The organism is Streptomyces sp. NPDC058375, assembly GCF_042723425.1.
In the GTDB taxonomy this organism is placed as follows: domain Bacteria; phylum Actinomycetota; class Actinomycetes; order Streptomycetales; family Streptomycetaceae; genus Streptomyces; species Streptomyces durocortorensis.
The window spans coordinates 1-22316 of the sequence record NZ_JBHXJG010000002.1 but is presented as its reverse complement, the minus strand read 5'-3'; the positions used below and the strand labels follow the sequence as shown (position 1 = coordinate 22316).

The window sequence follows — 22316 nt, the reverse complement described above, 5'->3', positions numbered from 1 at the left end:
CGAAGGACGCCCGAAGGACGCCCGAGGAGCGCTCGGAATACGCTCGAAGGGCACCCGAAAAAGCTCGGCACGGTACGACCAAGCTCTCCCGTGCAGCATGAACCCCTGTGCCCGCGCCAGGGGTTCGCCGCCGCCTCGGACGCGGTCGCCGTCGCCGTGCTCGGCACCGCGCCCACGGCGTCGGCCCTGGACAGCCGGTCCTGCACCAAGAACATCACCAACCAGTGGCGGACCGTCGACGACCTGGCCCGGGCCGCGGTCCGTAGCGGCCCGGGCCAGACGTACACCGACCAGGGCCTGCCCCGCCGGCCGGCCGCTACCTGCTGAGCCGCGCGAACCTCCGTACCGCCAGCGGGAAGAACACCGCGATGATGGCCAGCGGCCAGAGCACCGCGAGAATTTGGGCGTGTTCGGCGGCCCAGGAGCCGGTCGCGCCGCCGGGGTTGCCGAACAGGTCCCGTACGGCGGTGGCGGTCGCGGACATGGGGTTCCACTCGACCACCGCGCCCAGCCAGCCCGGCATCGACTCGGGGGTGGCGAACACGTTGGAGAGGAAGCCGACCGGCCAGACCAGGATCTGGACCGCCGAGACCATCTCCGGCCGCTCCGCGACCATGGCGAGGTGGATGCCGACCCAGAGCATCGCGAACCGCAGCAGGAGCAGCAGCCCCACCGCCCCCAGCGCGGCCGCCGCCCCGTTGTGCCAGCGCCAGCCGACCGCGTAACCCACCCCGGTCATCACCGCGAGCGAGACCACCGACTGGAGCATGTCCGCCGCGCTGCGGCCGACCAGCACCGCGCCGGGGACCATCGGCATCGAGCGGAAGCGGTCGATGACGCCTTTGCCGAGGTCCTGGGTGACCGCGAGCATCGTGGCCTCCAGGCCGAAGGCCATGGTCAGCGCGAGCATCCCGGGAACCAGGAAGTCGGTGGGGTCGCCGTCCACGCCCCGGCCGCCGCCCACCAGATAGGTGAACATCAGGAGCAGCATCACCGGGAACGCCAGGTTGACGAGGACCGCGACGGGCTGCCGGGCCCAGTGCGCCAGTTCGCGGCGGGTCATCGTCCAGGAGTCGGCCAGCGCCCAGCCGAGCCGGAAGGGCGCCCCGCGCTCGCTGCCGCCCTGTCCGGGGATCGCCGTCGTCGTCGCCGCGCTCATGCCGCCACCTCCGCGTTCTCCGTACGCCGTTCTTCCGCGCCCTGTCCGGTCAGGGACAGGAACACCTCGTCCAGGGTCGGGCGGCGCACCGCGATGTCCTCCGCCTCGATGCCCGCCTCCGCCAGCAGCCGTACCGTCCGGGTCAGGGCCGCCATCCGGTCCGGGGCGGGCGCGCCGATCAGCCGCCGGTCGGGGTCGAGCGTCAGGTCCTCGCCGCCGAGCAGGGCGGCCGCCTCCACCAGCCGGGCCGCGTCGCGCAGGACGACATCGATCCGGTCGCCGCCGACGCGGGCCTTCAGCTCGTCGGGGGTGCCCTCGGCGACCGCCCGGCCGTGGTCGATCAGGGAGATCCGGTCGGCCAGCTGGTCCGCCTCCTCCAGATACTGGGTGGTCAGCAGGACGGTGGTGCCGCCGCCGACCAGGGACCGCACCGCGTCCCACACCTCGGTCCGGCCGCGCGGGTCGAGGCCGGTCGTCGGCTCGTCCAGGAACAGCACGTCCGGATCCGTGATCAGCGACGCGGCCAGGTCCAGCCGCCTGCGCATGCCGCCGCTGTACTGCTTCACGGCCTTGCGGCCGGTGTCCGCGAGGCCGAACCGCTCAAGCAGCTCGTCCGCCCGGCTGCCCGCCCGGCGTGCGCCCAGGTGGTACAGCCGCCCGAACATCTCCAGGTTCTGCCGCCCGCCGAGCTGTTCGTCCACCGCCGCGTGCTGCCCGAGCAGCCCGATCCTGCGCCGCACCTCGCCCGCCCGCTCACGGACGTCGAGGCCGGAGACGGTCACCCGGCCCGCGTCGTGGCGCAGCAGCGTCGACATGATCCGTACGGCGGTGGTCTTGCCCGCCCCGTTGGGGCCGAGGACTCCGTGCACGGTGCCGCCGGCGACGGCCAGGTCCAGTCCGTCCAGGGCGCGCTTCTCCCCGTACCGCTTGTGCACACCGTCCATCACGATCGCTTCGGTCACGTTCCCCGCCGCCCTTCCACGCCTTCGCAACCCCTTCTAATCAAACTTGACTAGAAGAGCGAAGATAAACCCGTCGACGGCATTCGTCAAACTTGATTAGTCGTGGTCCCCGGGGTCGGGCACACCGGTGGCGTAGGGGTTTTCCTCACCTTCGGCGAGCACGCCGATGAACGGGTCGCCCTCGCCCGCGAAGGTGTACGCGCCGCCCTCGATGCGCTCGATCAGGCCCCGGGTCCACTCCGCGCCGGCGTCGGCCGAATGCACCCACAGGTTCATGATCTCGCCGATGTGGCCGAGGGATTCGGGGCCGTCCTCGGGCGTGTAGTACTCGGTGACCCCGTCCCGCCACCCCTTCATGGCCTCGACCCGCTCCTTGAGCAGCGCGACCGCCTCCTCGCGGGGCAGGTCGACGATGAAGCCGACCGCCGCCGAGAGGACGTCCATGCCCTGGTCGTAGGAGCGGATGGCGTCCCGCAGGAGGGTGCGGTACTCCTCCAGGCCCTCGTCGGTGACCTCGTACTCGGTGCGCGGCGGGCCGCCGACCGTCGAGGGAGCCGTCTCGTGCGCGCGGAGCAGTCCCTGCTTCGCCATCTGCTTCAGGGCGTGGTAGATCGACCCGGGCTTGGCGTTGGACCACTCGTGCGCGCCCCAGTACTCCAGGTCGTTGCGGACCTGGTAGCCGTGCGCGCGGCCGTGCATGCGCACGGCGCCGAGGACCAGCAGCCGGATCGCGGACATGGCACTCCTCTTCGTATTCAACTTTGACTAGGGTAGCCCCGCCCGTTTGCGTCCGGGCGGCAGGTGTGCCCTCGCATCCGTACGGCCGGGGCCAGCAGCGCCGCGACGAGGCATCCGGCCGCCAGCGCGGCCCACACCACGTCGTACGTGCCGAACACGTCCCGCGCGGTGGCGCCGAGGAACGCCGAGGCGCCCGCGCCCAGTTGGTGGGCGGCGTTCGTCCAGCCGAAGACGATGGGGCCGTCCTCCCCGTACACGCGGCGGGTCAGCTCGATGACGGGCGGCACGGTCGCCACGTCGACGAGTCCGTAGACAGCCACGAACAGCAGCATCGGGGCCGTGACCGTGGAGGCGAACACCAGGGGCAGAGCCAGGAGGGTCAGCGCGCGGACGGCGAAGCAGACGGTCAGCACGCGGCGCGGGTCGAACCGGTCGGTCAGCCAGCCGGCCAGCAGCGCGCCGAGAGCGGAGAAGATCCCGATCAGGGACAGCAGCGAGGCCGCCGCCGTGGCCCGCATGCCGTGATCGTGCGCGGCGGGCGCCCAGTTGGACCACATGATGCCGTTGGTGGACGCCCCGCAGAGCGCGAACGCCCCGGCCAGCAGCCAGAACGGGCCGGTGCGCGCCGCCCGCAGGAGCACCTTCAGCGTGCGCCCCGCCGCCCCGGACGGCTGCGGCGGCCTCGGGACGAACTCCCGTCCCCCGTACGGCTTTACGCCCGCGTCGGCCGGGTGGTCACGCAGCAGCAGGAACACCAGGGGGGCCACCGCCAGGGCCACGAGCGCCAGCGTCACCACCGGGGGACGCCAGCCGTGGCGGCCGACGGACCAGGCCAGCAGGGGCAGGAAGAGCAACTGGCCCAGGTGGCTGGAGGAGCTGAGCGCACCGGTCACCAGGGAGCGCCGCCGGTCGAACCAGCGGGCGGTGACCCCGGCGGCGAACGTCATGGTCAGGCAGCCGCTGCCGAGGCCGATCAGCACCCCCCAGTACGCGACCAGCTGCCACGGCCGCGTCATCACGCCGGTGAGCAGCGCCCCCGCCGCGACCAGCAGCAGCGCGCCCAGCACCACCCGGCGGACCCCGATCCGGTCCATCAGCGCCGCCGCGAACGGGGCGGTGAGGCCGAAGAGCACCATGTTCACCGAGGCGGCGAGCGCGATCTGCCCGCGCTCCCATCCGTACTCCTGGTGCAGGGGCGTCACCAGCAGGCCGGGCACGGTGGTGAACGCGCCCGCCGTGACGATGGCCGCGCCCGCGACGGCTGCCATCAGCCACGCGCGGTGGATACGGGGCGGGCGGCGCATCGACGGTACGTACGAGGTCGAGGTCGAAGAAGCCATACGAGCAGCCTGGCGAGCGGGGGCCGCCCGCACGAGTGGCCCGATGGACCAGGTGCGCAAGAATATGGCCATGACGGTTTTCACCCACCCCGGTCGGCACCGCGTCGCCGTGCTCGCCCGCGAGGTCCTGCTCCCCATCGAGCTGGGCATCGTCCATCAGCTCTTCGGCCAGGCCCGGCAGGGGGCGTCGGCGGACGGCGAGCCGCTGTACGAGGTGGCCACCTGCTCCCCGACGCCCGGTGACGTGCGCACGGACGGCGATTTCACCGTGGCCGTCGCACACGGACCCGAGGCGCTGGCCGAGGCCGACACGGTGATCGTGCTGTCGTCGTACGAGGACTACGTCCAGGAGACGCCCGCGCTCCCGGCCCCGCTGGCGGAGGCGCTCGCGCTGATCCGGCCCGGCGTCCGGGTGGCGTCGATCTGCACCGGCGCGTTCGTGCTGGCCTCGGCCGGGCTCCTCGACGGGCACCCGGCCACCACCCACTGGCGGTACACGGAGCTGTTCGGGCGGCTCTTCCCCCACGTCGCGCTGGACCCGGACGTGCTCTACACCGACGGGGGGTCCGTCCTGACCTCGGCGGGCTGCGCCGCCGGCATCGACCTGTGCCTGCACATGATCCGGTGCGACCACGGGACGGCCGTCGCGAACGACGTGGCCCGGCGCACGGTCGTGCCGCCGCACCGCGAGGGCGGCCAGGTGCAGTACATCAGGCGGCCGGTGCCGGGGCGGTCGGCCCCGGGGACCTCGGCGGCCCGCGACTGGGCGCTGCGGCGGCTCCAGGACCCCATCACGCTGGGGCAGTTGGCGGCCAGGGAGTCGATGAGCGTACGGCACTTCACCCGGCGGTTCCGGGAGGAGGTCGGCCTGACGCCCATGGCCTGGCTGACCCGGCAACGTATCGAGCTGGCCCGGGAGTTGCTGGAGGAGTCGGACACACCTGTGGAGCAGGTGGCCGCCCGCGCCGGACTCGGTACGGCGGCCAATCTGCGCCAGCACTTCCATGCGGCGCTGGGCGTCTCGCCGAGCGCCTACCGCACCACGTTCCGGGGGCCGGGGAACTGAGGCGACGCGAGGGCGGCCGTCAGAACGGGAAGATTGACCGGCCGTGCTGGATCGACATCCACTTCTGCGTGGTGAACGCCTCCACCACGGCCTCGCCGTCTCGCCGCCCCATCCCGGACGTCTTCTCGCCGCCGAACGCGACCAGCGGATCGTCCTGCACGGTGGAGTCGTTGACGTGGAACATGCCGCTGACGATGCGCTGTGCGAACTTCACGCCGCGCTCCGCGTCCCGGGTGTGGACCGCGCCGCTGAGACCGTACGGGCCGTCGTTGACGATCCGTACGGCCTCCTCCTCGCCGTCGAACGTCATCAGCAGGGCCACCGGGCCGAGGATCTCCTGCTGAAGCAGCGGGGAGTCCTCCGCGAGGCCGGTGAGGACGGTCGGACCGACGACGTTGCCGACCGTCCGGCCCCGGACGAGGGCTGTCGCGCCGTCCGCGACCGCCCGGTCGACGAGGGCGTCCAGCGCGTCGGCCTGGAAGGCGTTGATGACCGGCCCGATCCGGGTCTCCGGATCCCTCGGGTCGCCGGTCGGCAGGGCGGCCACCTCGGCGGTGAACCGCTCGGTGAACTCATCGGCCACCGACCGGTCCACCAGGATCCGGTTGGCCGCCGTGCTGACCTGGCCCTGGTGCAGGAAGCGGCTGAAGACGGCCGCCCGGACGGCGTGGTCGAGATCGGCGTCCTCCAGCACCACCAGGGCGCTGTTGCCGCTCAGTTCGAGGATGGTCCGCTTGAAGGCGCCGGCCGCGGTGGCGGCGATGTGCCGGCCGACCCGGTCGGAGCCGGTGAACGAGATGACCTTCGGCACGGGGTGCTCGATGAACGCGTCACCGATCTCGGCGCTGTCGGTGATGACGACGTTGAGCAGCCCGGCGGGCAGCCCCGCGTCCTCGAATATCTTCGCCACCAGACCGCCGCCGACGACCGGGGCGTTCTGGTGGGGTTTCACGACAACCGCGTTGCCGAGCGCGAGTGCGGGCGCGACGGATTTCATCGTCACCAGGAAAGGGAAGTTGAAGGCGCTGATGACCCCGACGACGCCGACCGGCAGCCGGTAGAGCCGGTTCTCCCGGCCGTCCCCCACGGCGGGCAGCAGCCGCCCGGTGGGCCGCAGCGCCTGGCGGATCGCCTCCCGCAGGAACTCCGTCGCCGCGCGGACCTCGTACCGGGCCCGCCCCCGGGTGCCGCCCAGTTCGTCGATGATCGCCTCGGCGATCTCCTCGGCGCGCTCGCCCGTGATGCGGAGCGCGCGTTCGAGGACGGCGCGCCGCTCGTAGGGATTGACCGCGGCCCACTCCTGCTGCGCCCGTTCGGCGGCCCGGTAGGCCCGGTCGACCTCCAGCGCGGTGGCCACGGTGACGGCGGCGAGTTTCTCACCGTTGTAGGGATTGAAATCGATGATGTCCCACGAGCCGCTGCCGGTCAGCCACTCGCCGTCGATGTACTGGTGGGCCAGTTCATGGAAGAAGGACATGCAATCCCTTACTGCAGGCGTTCGCAGACTCCTGATGCGACGTCATCGTAACGAGAAATCATGTCAGTTGGAGGAGACCCCGCAGAAGATCCCGGCTCTCTTCCGGCGCCGGACTGTCCTGGGCGAGTCCCGTCATGGCCTTTTCGTACTGCGCGACTTCCTCGGGCTTGTCCAGATAAAGCGCACTCGTCAGCTGCTCCAAATAGACGATGTCCGACAGATCGGATTCCGGGAAACGCAGCATCGTGAACGATCCGCTCTCACCGGCATGGCCGCCGTGACTGAACGGCATGACCTGAAGCGTGATGTTGGGCTGCTCCGACATGTCGATCAGATGCCGCAATTGGGCGCGCATGACCTCGCGTTCGCCGTACGGGCGGCGCAGCGCCGCCTCGTCGAGCACGGCGTGGAACGTCGGGGCGCGCTCCGAGACGAGGGCCTTCTGGCGCTCCAGGCGCAGGGCGACGCGGCGGTCGATCTCGGCGGGCGAGGCGCCGCGCATCCCGCGCGAGACGACGGCGTGGGCGTACGCCTCGGTCTGCAAAAGACCGTGCACGAACTGGACTTCGTAGATACGGATGAGGGAGGCGGCGCCCTCCAGACCGATGTACGTCTGGAACCAGCCGGGCAGCACATCGCCGTAACTGTGCCACCAGCCCGCCACGTTGGCCTCGCGCGCCAGGCCGAGAAGGGAGTCCCGCTCCGCCTCGTCGGCCACTCCGTAGAGCGTGAGCAGGTCCTCGACGTCCCTGGCCTTGAAGCTCACCCGTCCCAACTCCATGCGGCTGATCTTCGATTCGGAGGCCCGGATCGAGTAGCCGGCCGCCTCACGGGTGATTCCGCGCGACTCCCGCAGTCTCCTGAGCTGAGAGCCCAGGAGGATGCGCCGCACCACCGATCCACTCGACTCGCCTGCCGACACTGGCCCGACCCTCCCCATCGCCTTCCCTGGCACCGGAGCCCCCCGAACCCGGAGTGCCGGATTCTGCCACCAAAACGCTTCAGCCCGTACTCATTCGATTACGGAAATGGGAAGACGTCCGGCAAGCTCCGAAACTGACCCCGGGAAGAAATGCCCCGCAACCACCACGGTATCGGGCAGGTCCGGCGCGTGCACGTGCATCTGCCCTTGCATCTGCTCTGCGCATTCGGAACCATGGTCCCCGCGCACCTGCGTGCTCGTGTTGTGCCGCTGTACCCCCCGCAGTACCGCTACAGGCAGTGCCGCTACAGCCGCGAATCCCGGGAGTGCCTCGTATGGGGACGAATGGATCGACGATGCTCGAGCCGTTACGGCAGGGGCTTCCCCCCACCGACCCCTCAGGGGTTGCCGGATCGGCGTCCTGCGCTCTGCCCGCACGTTACGAAGCGGTCGGCGGCGCACGGAAGTTCACCCGGACCACGCTGGAGCGGTGGGAGCTGGGAGACCGTTTCGACGATGTCGCCCTGGTGGTGTCCGAACTCGTCACCAACGCCCTGCGCCACGCGCTGCCCGGTGATCCGCCCCGGGAATTCCAGGACCCGCCGGTGCGCCTGCATCTGATGCGGTGGACCTCGCGGCTGGTGTGCGCGGTGCGCGACCCCAGCCGGGAGAGCCCGGTGGCGGGCGAGGCTGCGGATTCGGCCGAATCGGGCCGGGGCCTGTTCCTGGTGGAATGCGTCAGTGACAGCTGGGGCTGGCACCCCTCTCCCGTACCGCTCGGAGAACTGCCTTCCGGGCCGTTGTACGGCAAGGTCGTCTGGGCCCTTTTCCGGCTGCCGGAAAAGACGAAGTAGGGCTCACGGAGAGCCCCGGTCCGGTCCCCCCTGGGCCGGGCCCGGCGTCAGGCGCCGGCCGCGAGATGGTCGAACTCGCCGTCCTTGACGCCCAGCAGCAGCGCCTCGATCTCCGCGGGCGTATAGACGAGGGCGGGCCCGTCGGGGTGACGGGAGTTCCGCATCGCCACATTCCCTCCGGGCAGCCGCGCGAACTCCACGCAGGATCCCTGGGAGTTGCTGTGCCTGCTCTTCTGCCAGACGACTCCGCGAAGCTCTGTGGCCGCCATGCCGTTGTACACGTGGTGCACAGGACGCTCCCCGAGTTGCAAAGGTGCAAGTGTCAACTAGCTCGGATCATAGCTCTGTTCATATGCCAATGCATGAGCAGATGCACGTGCACGGGGGGTGTTCCTTTGATTACAAGACGAACGGGGCGCCTATTTCGCTCCCGCTTAACGGAGTTGATCGTTGCGAACCTTGGTAACGTGGCGCGGTCTTTCGACCGGACAACAGCAAGGGGGAACTCCACGTGACCAGGTCTCTACGCACCGGCGCCATCGCGGTCGCCGCTCTGGCCGCATCGTTCGCGCTGACCGCCTGCGGCAGCGACGACGCGGACAAGGACTCCGGCACGGACGCGTCGGCGAGCGCGACGCCCGGTGCCGGTGGCGGCGAGGACTCCGGGGAGTCCGGCGGGAGCGCCGTCGACGCCGCCGCGCTGGAGGGCACCTGGGTGGGGCTGACCGACGGCAGAAACGTCACCGTGTCCATCGCCTCCCGCAAGGTCGCCCTCATCGCCGACCAGTCCGTGTGCCAGGGCGATGTGAAGGACATGGGCGGCGAGCCGATGCTCGCGCTGAAGTGCACGGATGGCGGCACCGACCGCACGATGGGCGCGGTCGACTCCGTCGACGGCTCCAAGCTGGTCGTCTCGTGGGACGGCGGCGCCAAGGACACCCTCGCCAAGGCGGAGGCGGGCAAGCTGCCGAGCGGCATGCCCTCGCTCCCCGACCTGCCCGACCTCCCGGACCTGCCCGCCCCGTAAGGCGGGCCCGGCTCGCCGGGGACGTTTCAGCTCTCGGCGAGGGTGCTGCTGACGCGGGTGGAGCCACCGCGCTCGTCCAGGGCGCGGGTGAACTCCTCCAGCGCGTCCAGGAGCAGCGCAGCGCCCCGACGCACCACCGGGTCGCCGACCGGGGTCGTGCCGTCCTCGGTCGGGGTGGGCATGTCCCAGTGGGCCACCGCGTCCACCACCGGCTGCCAGTCGGGCAGCCGCCGCTCCCGTACCGCCCTGGCGCCCTTCTCGGTGGCCCGGCGCAGCGCCTCGGCCAGTTGGGCGGCGCCGGGCACCGGGTCGGCCGACCGGGCGGGCAGATGGGCCTCCAGGACCATCGCGGACCGGCCGAGCTGGGCCAGCGCGTGCTGGGCGTCGGTGGCGGCGGCCCGGGAGATGCCCCGGTGGCGTACGGGTTCGTGCTGGGCGGTCGCCAGCGCCTCCTGCCAGGCCACACGGGCCTCCCGGGTGGCGATCAGCGCGTCCCGGACGTCCTCGTTGTCGCGGGCGGTGGGGTCGGCGTACCGGTCGACGACCGTGGCCGCGTACCGCCCGTCCGCCACCAGCCACTCGGCCAGCCGGTTGCGCAGCCTCGGGGTCTCCCAGGCCGGGTAGACGGCGTACGAGACCATCGCGAGGAGCCCGCCGACCAGCGTCAGCACGATGCGTTCGGTGACGGTCTGGGACCAGTCGTCGCCGGCCATGCCGAGCAGGAAGACGACGTACGCGGCGACGCAGACCTGGCCGACCGCGTAACCGGTCCGCATCAGCAGGTACATCAGCCCGGCGCAGACCACCGCGAGGAGCGCGGAGAGCCGGGCGTCGGGGTGGGCGGTCTGCACGATCGCGGTGGCGAGCCCGACGCCGACCAGGGTGCCGCCGAAGCGTCCCGCGGCGCGGGCGTACGTCTGCGAGAACTCCGGCCGCATCACCATGACGGCGGTCATCGGCGCCCAGTAGCCGTGGCCGAGCGGCACGGCCTCGCCCACGAAGTACCCGGAGACGGCGACCACCGCGACCCGGATCGCGTGGCGCATGATCGGTGAACCGTGGTGCAGTTCGCGGCGCATCGCGGCCAGCACCACCGGGACGAGTTGCAGGAGCGTGGGCCGCCGGCGGGTGTCCGGGGCGAGGTCGGACGGCACCCCGCTGTCGGTCCCGGTGCCCTCCGCGATCTCCAGGACGTCGTCGAGCAGGGCGGAGAGCCGGTCGGCGGCGCGGCGGGCGGGGCCGACGAGGATCACGTCGTTGTCGGGGGTCTTCAGGACGCCCAGGTCGGTGGCGGAGAGGTGGACGGGCTCGCCGTGCCGGACGGCCCGCGCGGCGGCGTCCAGGACCGAGCCGGCCGCGCCGAGCAGCTCGTTCACCCAGAGCCGCTCCAGGCCGTCGCCGGGTACCCCCATCGCCGGGTCCGCCAGCGAGGCCAGCACCGGGCGGAGCCGCTCGGCCACCCCGCGGGCCCCGTGCAGTTCGGCAGGGCGGCGGCGGGCCTCGCGCGGGGTCACGGCGGCGGCGCTGCGGGCGGTCATCAGGGGCAGCGGGTCGAAGGGGGCGACCGGGTCGTGGCGCAGCCGGCGGGCGTAGTCGGCCTCGGCGGCCAGGGCGTCGGCGAGCGCGTCGCGCTGGGCGCCCCATCTGCGGACCGGGAAGAGGACGATGAGCGCCGCCTGCACCAGGCCGCCGACGGCGATCATCCCCGCGTGGGCGGCGGCGTCCACGACCGAGGTGGGCAGGGTGATCGTCACGAGCATGATCGCGACGTTGGACGAGGCGATGATCCCGCCCGTGGGACCGGCCGACCAGGCGAGACCGGCGAGGAAGGTCCAGAAGCCGAGCAGGCAGAGGAAGAGCACGACGTGCGCGCCGCTGACGTAGCCGAGGAACGTCGAGACGGCGAGGCTGGCGCCGGAGACCAGGGCGAGGACGGGGCGCGGCCGCCAGCTGCGCTGGAAGGTGGCGATGGCCGCCTGGAACGCGCCGAACGCGGAACTCGCCGCGATCTCCGGCCCGAACAGCACGAGGCTGGTGCCGATGACGAGGGCGAGGCCGGCCGCACCGCGAAAGGCGATGAGGGGTTCCAGCCTCTGCCGCTCGATCTCCAGCCCCGAGCGGGCGGTCTCCTTCAGCGCCCGGAGCCAGCTCATGGGCCGAGCCTAACCGTGCAATCTCGGACAAGCTCGACTTATGACTCGCTTATGACGTGATTTCGCGGCCGGATCGGTGAGACGCGCCGCCCCGCCCGCCGCCCATGCGGGCCCGGTCGGCGGCCTCGGTGCCGTGCGTCCAGCCCGCCAGGTCGGACACACCGCGGAGCCGGGTGGTCGTGGTCCTCGGGAACATCCGCTCGGCGGTGTCGGCGACCGCGACGTCCCGGGCGGCGAGGACGGGGAGCAGCCCGCCGCCCGCCCCTCCTGCTCCGCCCGTATCGCTGTCCGCCGCCGCAGTGACCCGCTCGGCGTCGGCGGCCAGCCGTCGGCCGAGGCGCTGGGCGTACCCCATCAGGAACGCCTGCCGGAAGGTCTTGGTCCGTTTACGGCCTCCGGCGCGCTGGCCAGCCTCCGCCCGGGTCATCGCGGCCGTCCCCTGGACGAGCAGCGAGGTGAACAGCAGCTCGACGGCCTCCAGGTCCGCGTCGAAGCCGACGACCGTGGAGAAGCCGAGGTCGTCGTTCCACACGGCCCGGCAGCGGTTCGCGGAGGCGACGGCGTCCAGCAGGATCGCCTTGGCGCTCTCGTACGGGGGTTCCACCCCGATCCGGCAGGCCCCCGGCGTCTCGCGGCTGTGCGTCCGGGCGGCGAGGAGGGCCTCGTCGATGGTGTGCCGGGCCATCAGCTCCTGCGCCTTGGTGGTCAGCGCCTCGGCCTCCTCCGGGAAGCCGGTCGCCTCCGCCTTCGCCAGCAGCGCCCGGATCCGGGTGAGCATGCGGGGCTCGTCGGCGGCGGGCGGCCGGTGCAGGTGGTCGGCGGCCGCGCCGGGCGGCGGGCCCACGGGCTCGATGGCGGGCAGCCGCAGCAGCACCCGGTAGAGCTCCAGCAGATCGCCGGCGTACGAGAACCGGTCGGGGCGGTTGCGGGGCACGGGGTCCGGAAGCTCGGCGAGCTGCTGGAGCCAGCGGGGCGGCAGCTCCGCGTACCGGGCGGTCTCGGCGGCGATCAGGGTCGCGGCCAGCGCCGCCCGCCGCTCGTCCAGCTCGCGGCGGACGAACCGGACCAGGTCGGCGGGGTGCCAGCCCCGGTCCCACGCCCGGCGCACGAACTCCTCGCCGCGCAGGTGCGCCTCCGCGTCGGCGTCCGGGGCGGCGGCGAGCAGGGACGCGCCGGTGTCCAGGGCGGCGTCGCCCCCCGCGTAGAGGGCCGCGGCGCACGCCCGGTCGATCACGGATTCCATCCGGCCAAGGGTAGGCGCGCGGCTCCCCGGCGTTGTCAGTGGCGGGTGCCAGACTCGCACCCATGACCGAACGGTGGGCGGTGGCCGCTGCGGACGGGGGCGGGGCGCTGCTCGCGCCGCTCGCGCGCGACGGCACGCCCGCCGGTCCGGTCGTCATCGAGCCCGACCTCGTCGAGGCGGTCCGCTCCCGCCCCGAGGTGGTGCGCTGGGTGTGGCGGTCGACCGCCGAGATCTACCCCCGGCTGCTGGCCGCCGGGGTCCGGGTCGAGCGGTGTTACGACATCGAGTGCGCCGAGCTGCTGCTGCTCGGGCACGCCGGGCGCCTCGGCGAGCCCCGGTCGGCCGCCGCCGCGCTGGCCCGCCTCGACAACGCGCCGGTGCCGCCGGACCCGCCCGCCCGGTCCGCCGAGCCGGGCGCGCAGTCCTCCCTCTTCGAGCCGTCGTCGGGGACCGGCGTGCCGTTCGAGGGCCTCCTGCGGGTCTACGCGGACCAGGTGCGCCGGCACGACGCGGCGGAGCACCCGGACCGGATGCGGCTGCTGACCGCGTCGGAGTCGGCGGGGATGCTCGTGGCCGCCGAGATGCACCGGGCCGGGCTGCCCTGGCGCGCCGACGTCCACCGGGAGCTGCTGAACGGACTGCTGGGCGAGCGGTACGCGGGCGGCGGCGAGCCCCGCAGACTCGCCGAGCTGGCGGACGAGGTGTCGGCCGCGTTCGGCAGACGGGTCCGCCCCGACCTCCCCGCCGATGTGGTGAAGGCGTTCGCACAGGCGGGGATGCCGGTGAAGTCGACCCGGCGGTGGGAGCTGGAGGAGGTGGACCATCCGGCGGTGGAGCCGCTGATCGCGTACAAGAAGCTGTACCGGATCTGGACCGCGCACGGCTGGTCCTGGCTCCAGGACTGGGTGCGCGAGGGCCGGTTCCGCCCGGAGTACCAGCCGGGCGGCACGGTCAGCGGCCGCTGGACGACCAACGGCGGCGGGGCCCTCCAGATCCCCAAGGTGATACGGCAGGCCGTCGTCGCCGATCCGGGGTGGCGGCTCGTCGTCGCGGACGCCGACCAGATGGAGCCCCGGGTGCTGGCGGCGATCTCCCGCGACCGGGGGCTGATGGAGGTGGCCGGTCATGACGGCGACCTCTACAAGGCCCTGTCCGACCGGGCGTTCTCCGGCGACCGCCAGCACGCCAAGCTGGCGCTGCTCGGCGCGATCTACGGCCAGACCTCCGGGGACGGGCTGAAGAACCTGGCCGCCCTGCGCCGCCGCTTCCCGCTGGCCGTCGCGTACGTGGACGACGCGGCGCGGGCGGGCGAGGAGGGGCGCGTGGTGCGGACCTGGCTGGGCCGCACCAGCCCGCCGGTCGTCTCGGCGGGCCAGGACGAGGAGGCGGGCATCCCCCAGGAGGACCCGGAGGGCGCCGGGGACGCCGGGGGCCCCGGGGCCGGGTCCGGTGGCGGTACGGCGCGGGCCCGGGGGCGCTTCACCCGTAACTTCGTGGTGCAGGGCAGCGCCGCCGACTGGGCGCTGCTGCTCCTGGCCGGGCTGCGCCGGACGCTCTTCGCGCAGGGGCTGCGGGCGCAGTTGGTGTTCTTCCAGCACGACGAGGTGATCGTGCACTGCCCGGCCGAGGAGAGCGCCGCCGTCACCGAGGCGATCCGCTCGGCGGGCGAGCTGGCCGGGCGGACCGCCTTCGGGGAGACGCCGGTGCGGTTCCCCTTCACAACGGCGGTGGTGGAGCGGTACGCGGACGCGAAGTGACCGTGAGGACGGAGGCGGACGGAGAAGCGCCCCGTTCACGCGCCGGACGGCGTGAACGGGGCGCGGGCGGTGGTGCGCGCTCGCTGTTTTCCGTCGTCTACCCGCGTTCCCACAACGCGGGGACGTTCGGCGGCTCCCAGCCGGAGACGGCCTGGTGCGCCTGCAGACAGCGGTAGGCGACCCCGCCGTAGGTCACGCGGTCGCCCGCGCGGTAGGAGGTGCCGGAGGCCCAGCTGGTCCCCGGCTCGGTGGGTGGAGAGGTCGGCGGATCGGTGGGCGGGTCGGTCGGGCCGGGCGTCTGGGCGACGTCCAGGACGAAGTCGAAGGAGCCCTGGCGCCCGTTCCCGACGTTGCGGACGTTCATCAGCAGCACGGGGTCGAACAGGGCGTCGGTGTTGTTGCGCGGCTCGTTCGGGAAGTACAGCTGGGTGGTGAGGATGCGGCCGCCGGGCGCCTGTGCCTTCACGTGGAGGTGGCGCGTACGGCCCGGGTAGAGGCCCGGCACGACGGTGGTGAGGCTGAACGACCCGTCCGCACCGGTGAATTGGTGTCCTCGGAAGGCGAACCGGGCCATGTCGTACGACCCGTTGGTGTCGGCCTGCCAGAAGTCGAGCAGGGCCCCGGAGATGGGCCGGCAGGCCCGGCCGAAGACGTAACCGCTCACGGTGAGCGGTACGCCGGGGGTGCCCGGGGTCACCAGGCTGGTGCGGCGCGGTGAGTCGGGCTTGAAGTACGGCCCCTCCATCTGCGGCGGCGTCGTGTCGTCGCCGTCGTCGCACTCCGGGGTGGGGGCCAGGGGCCCGTTCCCGGTGGCGGCGGCGTCGCGGGCGAGCGCGACGCCTCCGCCGGCGAGCAGGGGTGCGGCGCTCGCGACGAGCGCGGCCTTCAGGAGACCTTTGCGGCTGATCCGCCGGCGGTCCCCCGACGGCTCGTCGGACGCGTTCGGGTCGTGGGGGGTCGGGCTGTCCATGTGTGGGGTCATGACGGTTCCTCGGAGTCCTCGGGGAGCCTCGACGCGGGGAGGCGGGAGGCTCAGGAGGTGCTGTTACGGGGGCGCCGGGCCGGGCCCGGGGCCCTCAGATCCGCTGCCAGAGCGCGGGGACGGCCGCAGGAGTCCAGCCGGGCTGCGCCGTGTGCGCCTGGAGGCAGCGGTAGGTCGCTCCGCCGTACGTCACCGTGGCTCCGGCGGCGTACGCGGTGCCGGCCGCCCAGGTGCCGCCCGGCGGGTCGGTGGGCGGGTTCGTCGGCGGCGTGGTGGGCGGGTCGGTGGGCGTACCGCTGGTGACCAGGGTCAGCCCGTACGCCTGGAGCAGCGGGTTGAGCGGCTGGAAGTACGTCGTACCGCCCGACGAGCAGTTGCCCGAGCCGCCGGAGGTGACGCCCTGCGCCTGGTTTCCGGAGATGTACGAGCCGCCGGAGTCGCCCGGTTCCGCGCAGACGCTGGTGCGGGTCACGCCGGAGATGGTGCCCTCCGGGTAGGTGACGCTGGTGTTGAGCTGCTGGATGGTGCCGCAGTGCCAGCCGGTGGTGGAGCCGGAGCGGCAGACCGAGGCGCCGACGACGGACGCGGTGGAGCCGGCGACGGTGACGTCGCCCCGCCCGTAGCCGTTGACCGTCGGGCGCGGGGTCCAGTTGGCGTTGGTGGCGACCCAGGCGTAGTCGCGGCCGGGGAAGGTGGAGCCCTGGAAGGTGCCCTGGGCCTGCTGGTTGAAGCCGTTGGTGGTGGTGCCGACCCGGCCGCAGTGGCCCGCGGTGGCGAAGCCGTTCTGGGTGCCGCGCTTGACGGAGAAGCCGATGGAACAGCGGCCGGAGCCGTTCATGTAGTACGCGTCGCCGCCCCGGAGGTCGGCGAAGGTGCGGGGCTTCTCGGCGGACCGGGCCACGGTGACGAGGCCGCCGTCGACCCCGGCCGCCTTCACGAACGCCGCTCCGGCGGCGGCGCTCGCGGCGTTCACGACGACCCGGTTGGCCTCGACGTCGACGTACCAGACGGGCACGTCCTTCGGGGCCTTGCGCAGCGCGGCCCGGTCGAGGCTCTCCTTGACGCCTTCGAGCCGGTCCAGGCTGTGGCCGACGACCTCGGCCTTCGCCCCGGCCCCGGTGATCCGGGCGGCCTGGGAGGCGTCGGTGGTGGCGACGGTCAGGGTCGCCTTCACACCGCTGACCCGGGCTCCCGCGTAGCTGGCGCCGAGGGACTTCTCCAACCCGGCGGCGACGGCCGCGGCGCGGTACTCGCCGGCTATCCGGCTGCGGGCGTCGTCCGCGTCCAGGCCGAGGTCGCGTTCCATGGCGGCCAGCAGTCCGGGCGACAGGCTGGCGGCGGAGACCGGCGGGGCGGTGGTGCCCGCGGGGTCGGCGGACGCCACGCCGGTCAGCCCGGCGAGGGCCAGCGCACCCACGGCCACCGTGGCGGTGCCGACGGCGAGGGCGCGTCTGCGGAGCGTGGTTCTCTCCACGTAACTCTCCTTGGTTCAGGGGGTGTCCGGGTCCGGCGGGGGTTGGTCCGGACCAGGGAATTGCCGAAACCGTAGCGGCGGCGACGCCCGGCGCAGGAGATCCCGTTCACCCCCTCCCTCCGCGTTATGGGGCCGGACCCCCTTCGAGGGGGAAGCCGTCTCCCCTTCGGCGGGGCGCCCGGGTAGGTTCGCCCTCATGCACACAGGGCAACTTCTGGGCTCGGGACGCACCGCCGACGTGTACGCACTCGACGGCTCCTGGGTCCTTCGCCGCTACCGGGACCGCACCGACACCACGGAGGAGCTGGCCGTGATGAGTTACGTCGGCGCCTTCGGCTTCCCGGTGCCGCGCATCGGTCCGCCCGCCGAGGGGGCCCGTTCCACGGACCTGGTGCTCCAGCGGCTGACCGGCCCGACCCTGGCCGAGGCCCTGCTGGCGGGGCGGCTGGGGGCGGCCGAGGCGGGGGCGCTGCTCGCCCGCCTGCTGCGCGAGCTGCACGCGATACCCCCCCGGGTCTCGACGAACCCGGAGGACTGCGTGCTCCACCTGGACCTGCATCCGGAGAACGTGGTGCTCACGGCAGGGGGTGCGGTGGTGATCGACTGGTCCACCGCGACGGAGGGCCCGCCCGGCCTGGACCGGGCGATGTCGGCGCTGACCCTGGCCCGGATCGCGCTCGACCCTGCGCTCCCGGCCGGGGCGGACGTACGGCCCTTGCTGACGGCGCTCCTGGCGGAACTCTCCGACGACGGGGGCGCGTCGGCCGCCGATCTGGCGCCGGCCCGGACCCGCCAGCAGCAGAACCCGCACCTGACGGAGGCCGAACGGGACCGCCTGGACGCGGCGGTGGACCTGGTGCTGGATTCCTCGCCGTAGATCAAGCCCCTCCGGCACGTCCAAGCGCCTCCGGCACGTTCCTGCCCCTCCGGCGATTGAGGAGCGGGGGCCCGGGGGCGGAGTCCCGGCGAACAGCGCTCAGCGCCGCCCGCGCCTGGCGTCCCGCACCCGCCGCAACCGGTTCACCGTGACCGGATCCACCCGCAGCGCCCGCTCGTCATCGATCAGCGCGTTGAGCAACTGGTAGTAGCGGACCGGCGAGATCCCGAGCTCCTCGCGGATCGCCCGCTCCTTCGCCCCGGGCCCGGCCCAGGACCGCCGCTCCAGGGCCAGCAGCGCCCGGTCCCGTACGGACAGCTCGTCCGCACCGGGCGCGGGCACGGCCGGGGCATCGTGGCGATCGGGGTCGGGATCAGGGCCGGGGGCGGTCATATCAACCAACCTAATGCCCACCCCCGACACCGCCCGCGCGCCCCGCGTCCGCTATTCGGCGGCCTCCGCCTGCGTCGCCTCGGAAGCTATCCCTCCGAGGATGCTCTCGGGGTTGCTGCCCGGCGCGACCGCGCTGCCGATGTTCTTCTTGATCGCGTCGCTGACCGTGGCCCAGGACGTCTTGCCGAACGGGGGCAGGGTGGAGTTGGGCAGCGCGGCCAGGAACTCGTGCAGCTTCTTGTGCTTCTTGTCGGTCTCCATCGCGGCGGAGGCGCTGCCGGTCACCGGGAGGAGGTCGTACTCCTCGGCGAACTCCAGCACGTTCTCGTCGGAGTAGGCGTAGTCCAGGAACGTGCCGATCTCCTTGCGGTGGCCGTTCTCCTTGAAGCCCATCATCCAGTCGGCGACGCCCATGGAGCCCTTGGTCGGGCCGTCGGCGCCGGGCAGCGGCACCATGCCGACCTTGACGCCCTTGGCCTCGGCCTCGTCCATCAGGGTGGGGTGGCCGTTGAGCATGCCGACCTTGCCGGCGGTGAACGCCTCGAACGCCTTCGCGCGGTCCAGCTTGCCCGGCGCGACCGGGCCGGTGAGGCCCTTGCCGACGAGGTTGTCCCGCAGCCAGCGGAACGTGGCGACGTTCTCGGCCGAGTCGATGTCGTACGAGCCGACGTCGTCGGTGTAGCCGCCGTTGCCACTGAGCAGCCACATCAGGGTCTCGGCCTGGGCCTCCTCCTGGCCGAGCGGCAGGGCGAAGGGGTAGTCGACGCCCTTCGCCTTGAGGGCCGCGGCGTCGGTGCGGATGTCGTCCCAGGTCTCGGGGGCGTCCAGGCCCGCCTGGTCGAAGAGCTGCTGGTTGTAGAAGAGCAGCCGGGTGCTGGCGACGAAGGGCAGGCCGTACAGCGTGCCGTCGACCTTGCCCGCGTCGGTGAGCGACGGCAGGAAGTTCGCCGCGGTGCGGATCGCGAGCATCTCGTCGGCGCTGTAGAGCTTGCCCGCCTTGGCGTAGTCCGCGTACGCGCCGATCTGGGCGATGTCGGGGGCGTTGCCGGCCTTGACCATCGCCGCGACCTCGCGGTCGACGTCCTTCCAGGAGAGGACGGTGACATCGACCTTGATGCCGGGGTGCTCCTTCTCGAAGCCCGAGGCGACCCCACTCCAGTATTTCTCGGAGCTGTTCTCCGGTCCGGTGCCGTAGTCGGCGGCGACCAGCTTGAGCGTGACGTCGCCCGAGCCGGCATCACCTCCGCAGGCCGACAACGTTGCCGTCATTCCCAGCGCGGCCACCGCCGCGGTCAGACCCAAAAAGCGCCGCTGCACAGCCTCGCCCATCCTCGTCGATACGCCTGCTCACGGACGGTGCGCACGGCGTCGGCCGACGGCCTCGCTCGGCCGCGGCTGTGCCGCCCTGTCCTGGACACCGTCCGGATGAACTGCGATTTTCCCCCATTGCCGACGCGAAGGTCTACACCACCGGCGTATCGCTTCGGCAACGTATACGGGCCCTGGAGGCCACAACTGGCTTGCGGGTACTGGAAGTCGGAGGCCCCGACCCGTATCTTGGTCCAGACCTTTGATCCGGATTCCGCCGATCCAGGGTTCCCAAAAGTTACTTTCCGGCAGAAAAAGACCTGCCTTCACTCGTTCATCATTTTGTATGGGTGCGCAACAAACCACGCTAGTGGACTAGACCTTTTGGGGGTCGGCGGGCGAAACTGTCTCCCGTGAGACATGTCATCGCCCTCGATGTGGGCGGCACCGGAATGAAGGCCGCACTGGTCGGGACCGACGGCACCCTCCTTCACGAGGCGCGGCGGGCCACCGACCGGGAGCGCGGCGCCGAAGCGGTCATCGAGTCGATCCTCGCGTTCGCGGCGGATCTGCGGGCCCACGGCGAGGAGCACCTCGGCGAGAGCGCCGTCGCCGCCGGGGTCGCCGTGCCCGGCATCGTCGACTCCGAGAAGGGCATCGCGGTGTACGCCGCGAACCTGGGTTGGCGCGACGTACCGCTGCGCGCCCTGCTCGCCGAGCGGCTCGGCTCCGTCCCGGTCGCCCTCGGCCACGACGTCCGCACCGGCGGGCTCGCCGAGGGCCGGATCGGCGCCGGGCGCGGGACGGACCGCTTCCTGTTCGTCCCGCTCGGCACCGGGATCGCCGGGGCCATCGGCATCGCGGGCGCGATCGAGGCGGGCGCCCACGGGGACGCGGGCGAGATCGGCCACATCGTCGTCCGCCCGGACGGACCCGACTGCAGCTGCGGCCAGCGCGGCTGCCTGGAGACCCTGGCCTCCGCCGCCGCGGTGACCCGGGCCTGGGCCGCCGCCTCCGGGGATCCCGGGGCGGACGCCGCGGACTGCGCGAAGGCCGTCGAGTCCGGCGACCCGGCGGCGACCGAGGTCTGGCAGAACGCGATCGACGCACTCGCCGCCGGCCTCGTCACCGCGCTCACCCTCCTCGACCCGGGCACGCTCATCATCGGTGGCGGTCTCGCCGAAGCCGGGGAAACCTTGTTCACACCACTGCGTGCGGCCGTCGAGGAACGCATCACGTTCCAGAAGCCGCCCCACATCGTCCCGGCGGCCCTCGGGGACACCGCCGGATGCCTGGGCGCGGGGCTGCTCGCCTGGGATCTACTCTCCACGGAGGTTTCCGCCTGATGGCCGGACGCGCAGCAGACAGCACCGTTCTCGCCGGCGCCCGGCTGGTGCTCCCCACCGGCACCGTCGAGGACGGCCGGGTGACCGTCGAGGGCGCCCGCATCGCCGCCTCCGCACCCGAGGGCGCCCGGGTCGTCGACCTCACCGGCCACTGGGTGGTCCCCGGCTTCGTGGACATGCACAACCACGGCGGCGGCGGGGCGTCCTTCACCTCCGGCACCGTGGACGAGGTCCTCACCGGCATCCGTACGCACCGCGAGCACGGCACCACCACGATGGTCGCCTCCACGGTCACCGGCGAGATGGACTTCCTCGCCCGGCGCGCGGGCGAGCTGTCCGAGCTGGTCGAGCAGGGCGACCTGGCGGGGATCCACTTCGAGGGCCCCTTCATCTCGCCGTGCCGCAAGGGCGCCCACAGCGAGGAGCTGCTGCGCGACCCGGACCCGGCAGAGGTCCGCAAGCTGCTGGACGCCGCGCGCGGCACCGCCCGGATGTTCACCCTCGCCACCGAGCTGCCCGGCGGCATCGACTCGGTGCGGCTGCTCGCCGAGCACGGGGTCATCGCCGCGATCGGCCACACGGACGCGACGTACGAGCAGACGGTGGAGGCGATCGACGCGGGCGCGACCGTCGCCACGCACCTGTTCAACGCGATGCCGCCGCTCGCCCACCGCGAGCCCGGCCCGATCGCCGCCCTCCTGGAGGACGACCGGATCACCGTCGAGCTGATCAACGACGGCACGCATCTGCACCCGGCCGTCCTGGAGCTGGCCTACCGCCACAAGGGCGCAGGACGGGTCGCGCTGATCACCGACGCGATGGACGCCGCCGGTTTCGGCGACGGCTCCTACGACCTCGGGCCGCTCGCGGTCGAGGTCAAGGACGGCGTCGCCCGGCTGGTGGAGGGCGGCTCGATCGCGGGCTCCACCCTCACCCTGGACACCGCGTTCCGCCGGGCGGTCACCCTCGACCAGATCCCCGTCGAGGACGTCGTACGGTCCATCTCCGCCAACCCGGCCCGGCTGCTCGGCGTCGACGACCGGGTCGGTTCGCTGGAGCCGGGCAAGGACGCCGACCTGGTGGTGCTCGACGAGGACTTCGCCCTGGCGGGCGTCATGCGCAAGGGCGAGTGGATCATCGAGCCGAAGACGGCCTGAGGCCCGCGGGCCGGTGGACCCGAGGCCCGCGGGCCGTCGAACACGTAACGAAGCGATGGCGGTCGGCGCCCGGGACTGGGC

General features: G+C 72.7%; 21 protein-coding genes. 8 read left to right on the top strand and 13 right to left on the bottom strand.

The annotated features are described in order from the left end of the window. The first annotated feature begins 90 nt into the window (after nucleotides 1-90). Nucleotides 91-327 carry a hypothetical protein gene (locus ACFWM7_RS00720; RefSeq protein ID WP_383253442.1) on the top strand — a complete coding sequence of 79 codons (237 nt, stop codon included), beginning with the start codon at nucleotides 91-93 and terminating at the stop codon, nucleotides 325-327. Here the strand turns inward: ACFWM7_RS00720 and ACFWM7_RS00715 are convergent. The 4 genes from ACFWM7_RS00715 to ACFWM7_RS00700 all read right to left on the bottom strand — a co-directional run bounded on the left by ACFWM7_RS00715 (nucleotide 317) and on the right by ACFWM7_RS00700 (nucleotide 4199). Then, nucleotides 317-1159, bottom strand: a complete 843-nt coding sequence (locus ACFWM7_RS00715) for an ABC transporter permease (protein ID WP_383253440.1) — start codon at nucleotides 1157-1159, stop codon at nucleotides 317-319. The genes ACFWM7_RS00720 and ACFWM7_RS00715 overlap by 11 nt on opposite strands. After that, nucleotides 1156-2121, bottom strand: coding sequence for an ATP-binding cassette domain-containing protein (locus tag ACFWM7_RS00710; RefSeq protein ID WP_383253439.1), 966 nt, complete (start codon nucleotides 2119-2121; stop codon nucleotides 1156-1158). Before ACFWM7_RS00710 ends, ACFWM7_RS00715 begins: the two co-directional genes overlap by 4 nt. 96 nt (nucleotides 2122-2217) lie before the next feature. Next, nucleotides 2218-2859: a PadR family transcriptional regulator gene (locus ACFWM7_RS00705; protein ID WP_383253438.1), complete on the bottom strand. Its 642-nt coding sequence runs from the start codon at nucleotides 2857-2859 to the stop codon at nucleotides 2218-2220. Between the two features lie 17 nt (nucleotides 2860-2876). Next, a complete protein-coding gene (locus tag ACFWM7_RS00700) occupies nucleotides 2877-4199 on the bottom strand; it encodes an MFS transporter (RefSeq protein ID WP_383253435.1) in 1323 nt (440 codons plus the stop codon). A gap of 64 nt (nucleotides 4200-4263) precedes the next feature. Between ACFWM7_RS00700 and ACFWM7_RS00695 the strand changes: the two genes are divergently transcribed. After that, entirely contained in the window at nucleotides 4264-5265 is a 1002-nt protein-coding gene (locus ACFWM7_RS00695) for a GlxA family transcriptional regulator (RefSeq protein ID WP_383253433.1), read from the top strand. A 19-nt stretch (nucleotides 5266-5284) separates the two neighbouring features. On the opposite strand, the gene ACFWM7_RS00690 is transcribed toward ACFWM7_RS00695, so the two are convergent. Continuing rightward, nucleotides 5285-6742, bottom strand: coding sequence for an aldehyde dehydrogenase family protein (locus tag ACFWM7_RS00690; protein WP_383253431.1), 1458 nt, complete (start codon nucleotides 6740-6742; stop codon nucleotides 5285-5287). 58 nt (nucleotides 6743-6800) lie between these two features. Beyond that, the gene (locus ACFWM7_RS00685; protein ID WP_383253429.1) at nucleotides 6801-7664 is read right to left on the bottom strand and encodes a helix-turn-helix domain-containing protein; all 864 of its coding nucleotides are present in this window, start codon (nucleotides 7662-7664) and stop codon (nucleotides 6801-6803) included. A 356-nt stretch (nucleotides 7665-8020) separates the two neighbouring features. Between ACFWM7_RS00685 and ACFWM7_RS00680 the strand changes: the two genes are divergently transcribed. Then, nucleotides 8021-8518 carry an ATP-binding protein gene (locus ACFWM7_RS00680; RefSeq protein ID WP_200719702.1) on the top strand — a complete coding sequence of 166 codons (498 nt, stop codon included), beginning with the start codon at nucleotides 8021-8023 and terminating at the stop codon, nucleotides 8516-8518. Nucleotides 8519-8565: 47 nt separating this feature from the next. On the opposite strand, the gene ACFWM7_RS00675 is transcribed toward ACFWM7_RS00680, so the two are convergent. Further along, entirely contained in the window at nucleotides 8566-8808 is a 243-nt protein-coding gene (locus tag ACFWM7_RS00675; protein ID WP_003968242.1) for a DUF397 domain-containing protein, read from the bottom strand. A gap of 221 nt (nucleotides 8809-9029) precedes the next feature. On the opposite strand from ACFWM7_RS00675, the gene ACFWM7_RS00670 reads away from it, so the two are divergent. Beyond that, on the top strand, nucleotides 9030-9545 hold the full coding sequence (locus ACFWM7_RS00670) for a hypothetical protein (RefSeq protein WP_383253427.1): 516 nt from the start codon (nucleotides 9030-9032) through the stop codon (nucleotides 9543-9545). A 26-nt stretch (nucleotides 9546-9571) separates the two neighbouring features. On the opposite strand, the gene ACFWM7_RS00665 is transcribed toward ACFWM7_RS00670, so the two are convergent. Further along, nucleotides 9572-11698, bottom strand: coding sequence for an FUSC family protein (locus tag ACFWM7_RS00665; protein ID WP_383253425.1), 2127 nt, complete (start codon nucleotides 11696-11698; stop codon nucleotides 9572-9574). 49 nt (nucleotides 11699-11747) lie between these two features. Continuing rightward, nucleotides 11748-12941 carry a DUF2786 domain-containing protein gene (locus tag ACFWM7_RS00660; protein WP_383253423.1) on the bottom strand — a complete coding sequence of 398 codons (1194 nt, stop codon included), beginning with the start codon at nucleotides 12939-12941 and terminating at the stop codon, nucleotides 11748-11750. Nucleotides 12942-13003: 62 nt separating this feature from the next. On the opposite strand from ACFWM7_RS00660, the gene ACFWM7_RS00655 reads away from it, so the two are divergent. Beyond that, a complete protein-coding gene (locus ACFWM7_RS00655; protein WP_383253421.1) occupies nucleotides 13004-14698 on the top strand; it encodes a bifunctional 3'-5' exonuclease/DNA polymerase in 1695 nt (564 codons plus the stop codon). A 97-nt stretch (nucleotides 14699-14795) separates the two neighbouring features. Here ACFWM7_RS00655 and ACFWM7_RS00650 read toward each other — a convergent pair whose 3' ends face one another. Beyond that, a complete protein-coding gene (locus ACFWM7_RS00650; RefSeq protein ID WP_383253538.1) occupies nucleotides 14796-15668 on the bottom strand; it encodes a carbohydrate-binding protein in 873 nt (290 codons plus the stop codon). A gap of 106 nt (nucleotides 15669-15774) precedes the next feature. Then, nucleotides 15775-17154, bottom strand: coding sequence for an alpha-lytic protease prodomain-containing protein (locus ACFWM7_RS00645; RefSeq protein ID WP_383253420.1), 1380 nt, complete (start codon nucleotides 17152-17154; stop codon nucleotides 15775-15777). A gap of 196 nt (nucleotides 17155-17350) precedes the next feature. Between ACFWM7_RS00645 and ACFWM7_RS00640 the strand changes: the two genes are divergently transcribed. Next, nucleotides 17351-18031 carry a phosphotransferase gene (locus ACFWM7_RS00640; protein WP_383253418.1) on the top strand — a complete coding sequence of 227 codons (681 nt, stop codon included), beginning with the start codon at nucleotides 17351-17353 and terminating at the stop codon, nucleotides 18029-18031. A gap of 99 nt (nucleotides 18032-18130) precedes the next feature. On the opposite strand, the gene ACFWM7_RS00635 is transcribed toward ACFWM7_RS00640, so the two are convergent. Continuing rightward, nucleotides 18131-18424, bottom strand: coding sequence for a DUF3263 domain-containing protein (locus ACFWM7_RS00635; RefSeq protein ID WP_383253416.1), 294 nt, complete (start codon nucleotides 18422-18424; stop codon nucleotides 18131-18133). A 51-nt stretch (nucleotides 18425-18475) separates the two neighbouring features. After that, the gene (locus ACFWM7_RS00630; RefSeq protein ID WP_383253414.1) at nucleotides 18476-19753 is read right to left on the bottom strand and encodes an ABC transporter substrate-binding protein; all 1278 of its coding nucleotides are present in this window, start codon (nucleotides 19751-19753) and stop codon (nucleotides 18476-18478) included. A gap of 431 nt (nucleotides 19754-20184) precedes the next feature. Between ACFWM7_RS00630 and ACFWM7_RS00625 the strand changes: the two genes are divergently transcribed. Both ACFWM7_RS00625 and nagA read left to right on the top strand, forming a co-directional pair. After that, entirely contained in the window at nucleotides 20185-21078 is an 894-nt protein-coding gene (locus tag ACFWM7_RS00625; RefSeq protein ID WP_383253536.1) for an ROK family protein, read from the top strand. Next, the gene (gene nagA / locus ACFWM7_RS00620) at nucleotides 21078-22235 is read left to right on the top strand and encodes an N-acetylglucosamine-6-phosphate deacetylase (protein WP_383253412.1); all 1158 of its coding nucleotides are present in this window, start codon (nucleotides 21078-21080) and stop codon (nucleotides 22233-22235) included. Before ACFWM7_RS00625 ends, nagA begins: the two co-directional genes overlap by 1 nt. Nucleotides 22236-22316 lie beyond the last annotated feature (81 nt).

What these genes read in the sequence shown, in the direction of transcription:
- ACFWM7_RS00655 (WP_383253421.1), top strand. Translation starts at nt 13,004, where the DNA reads ATGACCGAACGGTGGGCGGTGGCCGCTGCGGACGGGGGCGGGGCGCTG.
- ACFWM7_RS00705 (WP_383253438.1), bottom strand. Translation starts at nt 2,859, where the DNA reads ATGTCCGCGATCCGGCTGCTGGTCCTCGGCGCCGTGCGCATGCACGGC.
- ACFWM7_RS00680 (WP_200719702.1), top strand. Translation starts at nt 8,021, where the DNA reads ATGCTCGAGCCGTTACGGCAGGGGCTTCCCCCCACCGACCCCTCAGGG.
- ACFWM7_RS00625 (WP_383253536.1), top strand. Translation starts at nt 20,185, where the DNA reads ATGAAGGCCGCACTGGTCGGGACCGACGGCACCCTCCTTCACGAGGCG.
- ACFWM7_RS00635 (WP_383253416.1), bottom strand. Translation starts at nt 18,424, where the DNA reads ATGACCGCCCCCGGCCCTGATCCCGACCCCGATCGCCACGATGCCCCG.
- ACFWM7_RS00700 (WP_383253435.1), bottom strand. Translation starts at nt 4,199, where the DNA reads ATGGCTTCTTCGACCTCGACCTCGTACGTACCGTCGATGCGCCGCCCG.
- ACFWM7_RS00640 (WP_383253418.1), top strand. Translation starts at nt 17,351, where the DNA reads ATGCACACAGGGCAACTTCTGGGCTCGGGACGCACCGCCGACGTGTAC.
- ACFWM7_RS00660 (WP_383253423.1), bottom strand. Translation starts at nt 12,941, where the DNA reads ATGGAATCCGTGATCGACCGGGCGTGCGCCGCGGCCCTCTACGCGGGG.
- ACFWM7_RS00715 (WP_383253440.1), bottom strand. Translation starts at nt 1,159, where the DNA reads ATGAGCGCGGCGACGACGACGGCGATCCCCGGACAGGGCGGCAGCGAG.
- ACFWM7_RS00665 (WP_383253425.1), bottom strand. Translation starts at nt 11,698, where the DNA reads ATGAGCTGGCTCCGGGCGCTGAAGGAGACCGCCCGCTCGGGGCTGGAG.
- ACFWM7_RS00695 (WP_383253433.1), top strand. Translation starts at nt 4,264, where the DNA reads ATGGCCATGACGGTTTTCACCCACCCCGGTCGGCACCGCGTCGCCGTG.
- ACFWM7_RS00630 (WP_383253414.1), bottom strand. Translation starts at nt 19,753, where the DNA reads ATGGGCGAGGCTGTGCAGCGGCGCTTTTTGGGTCTGACCGCGGCGGTG.
- nagA (WP_383253412.1), top strand. Translation starts at nt 21,078, where the DNA reads ATGGCCGGACGCGCAGCAGACAGCACCGTTCTCGCCGGCGCCCGGCTG.
- ACFWM7_RS00650 (WP_383253538.1), bottom strand. Translation starts at nt 15,668, where the DNA reads ATGGACAGCCCGACCCCCCACGACCCGAACGCGTCCGACGAGCCGTCG.
- ACFWM7_RS00690 (WP_383253431.1), bottom strand. Translation starts at nt 6,742, where the DNA reads ATGTCCTTCTTCCATGAACTGGCCCACCAGTACATCGACGGCGAGTGG.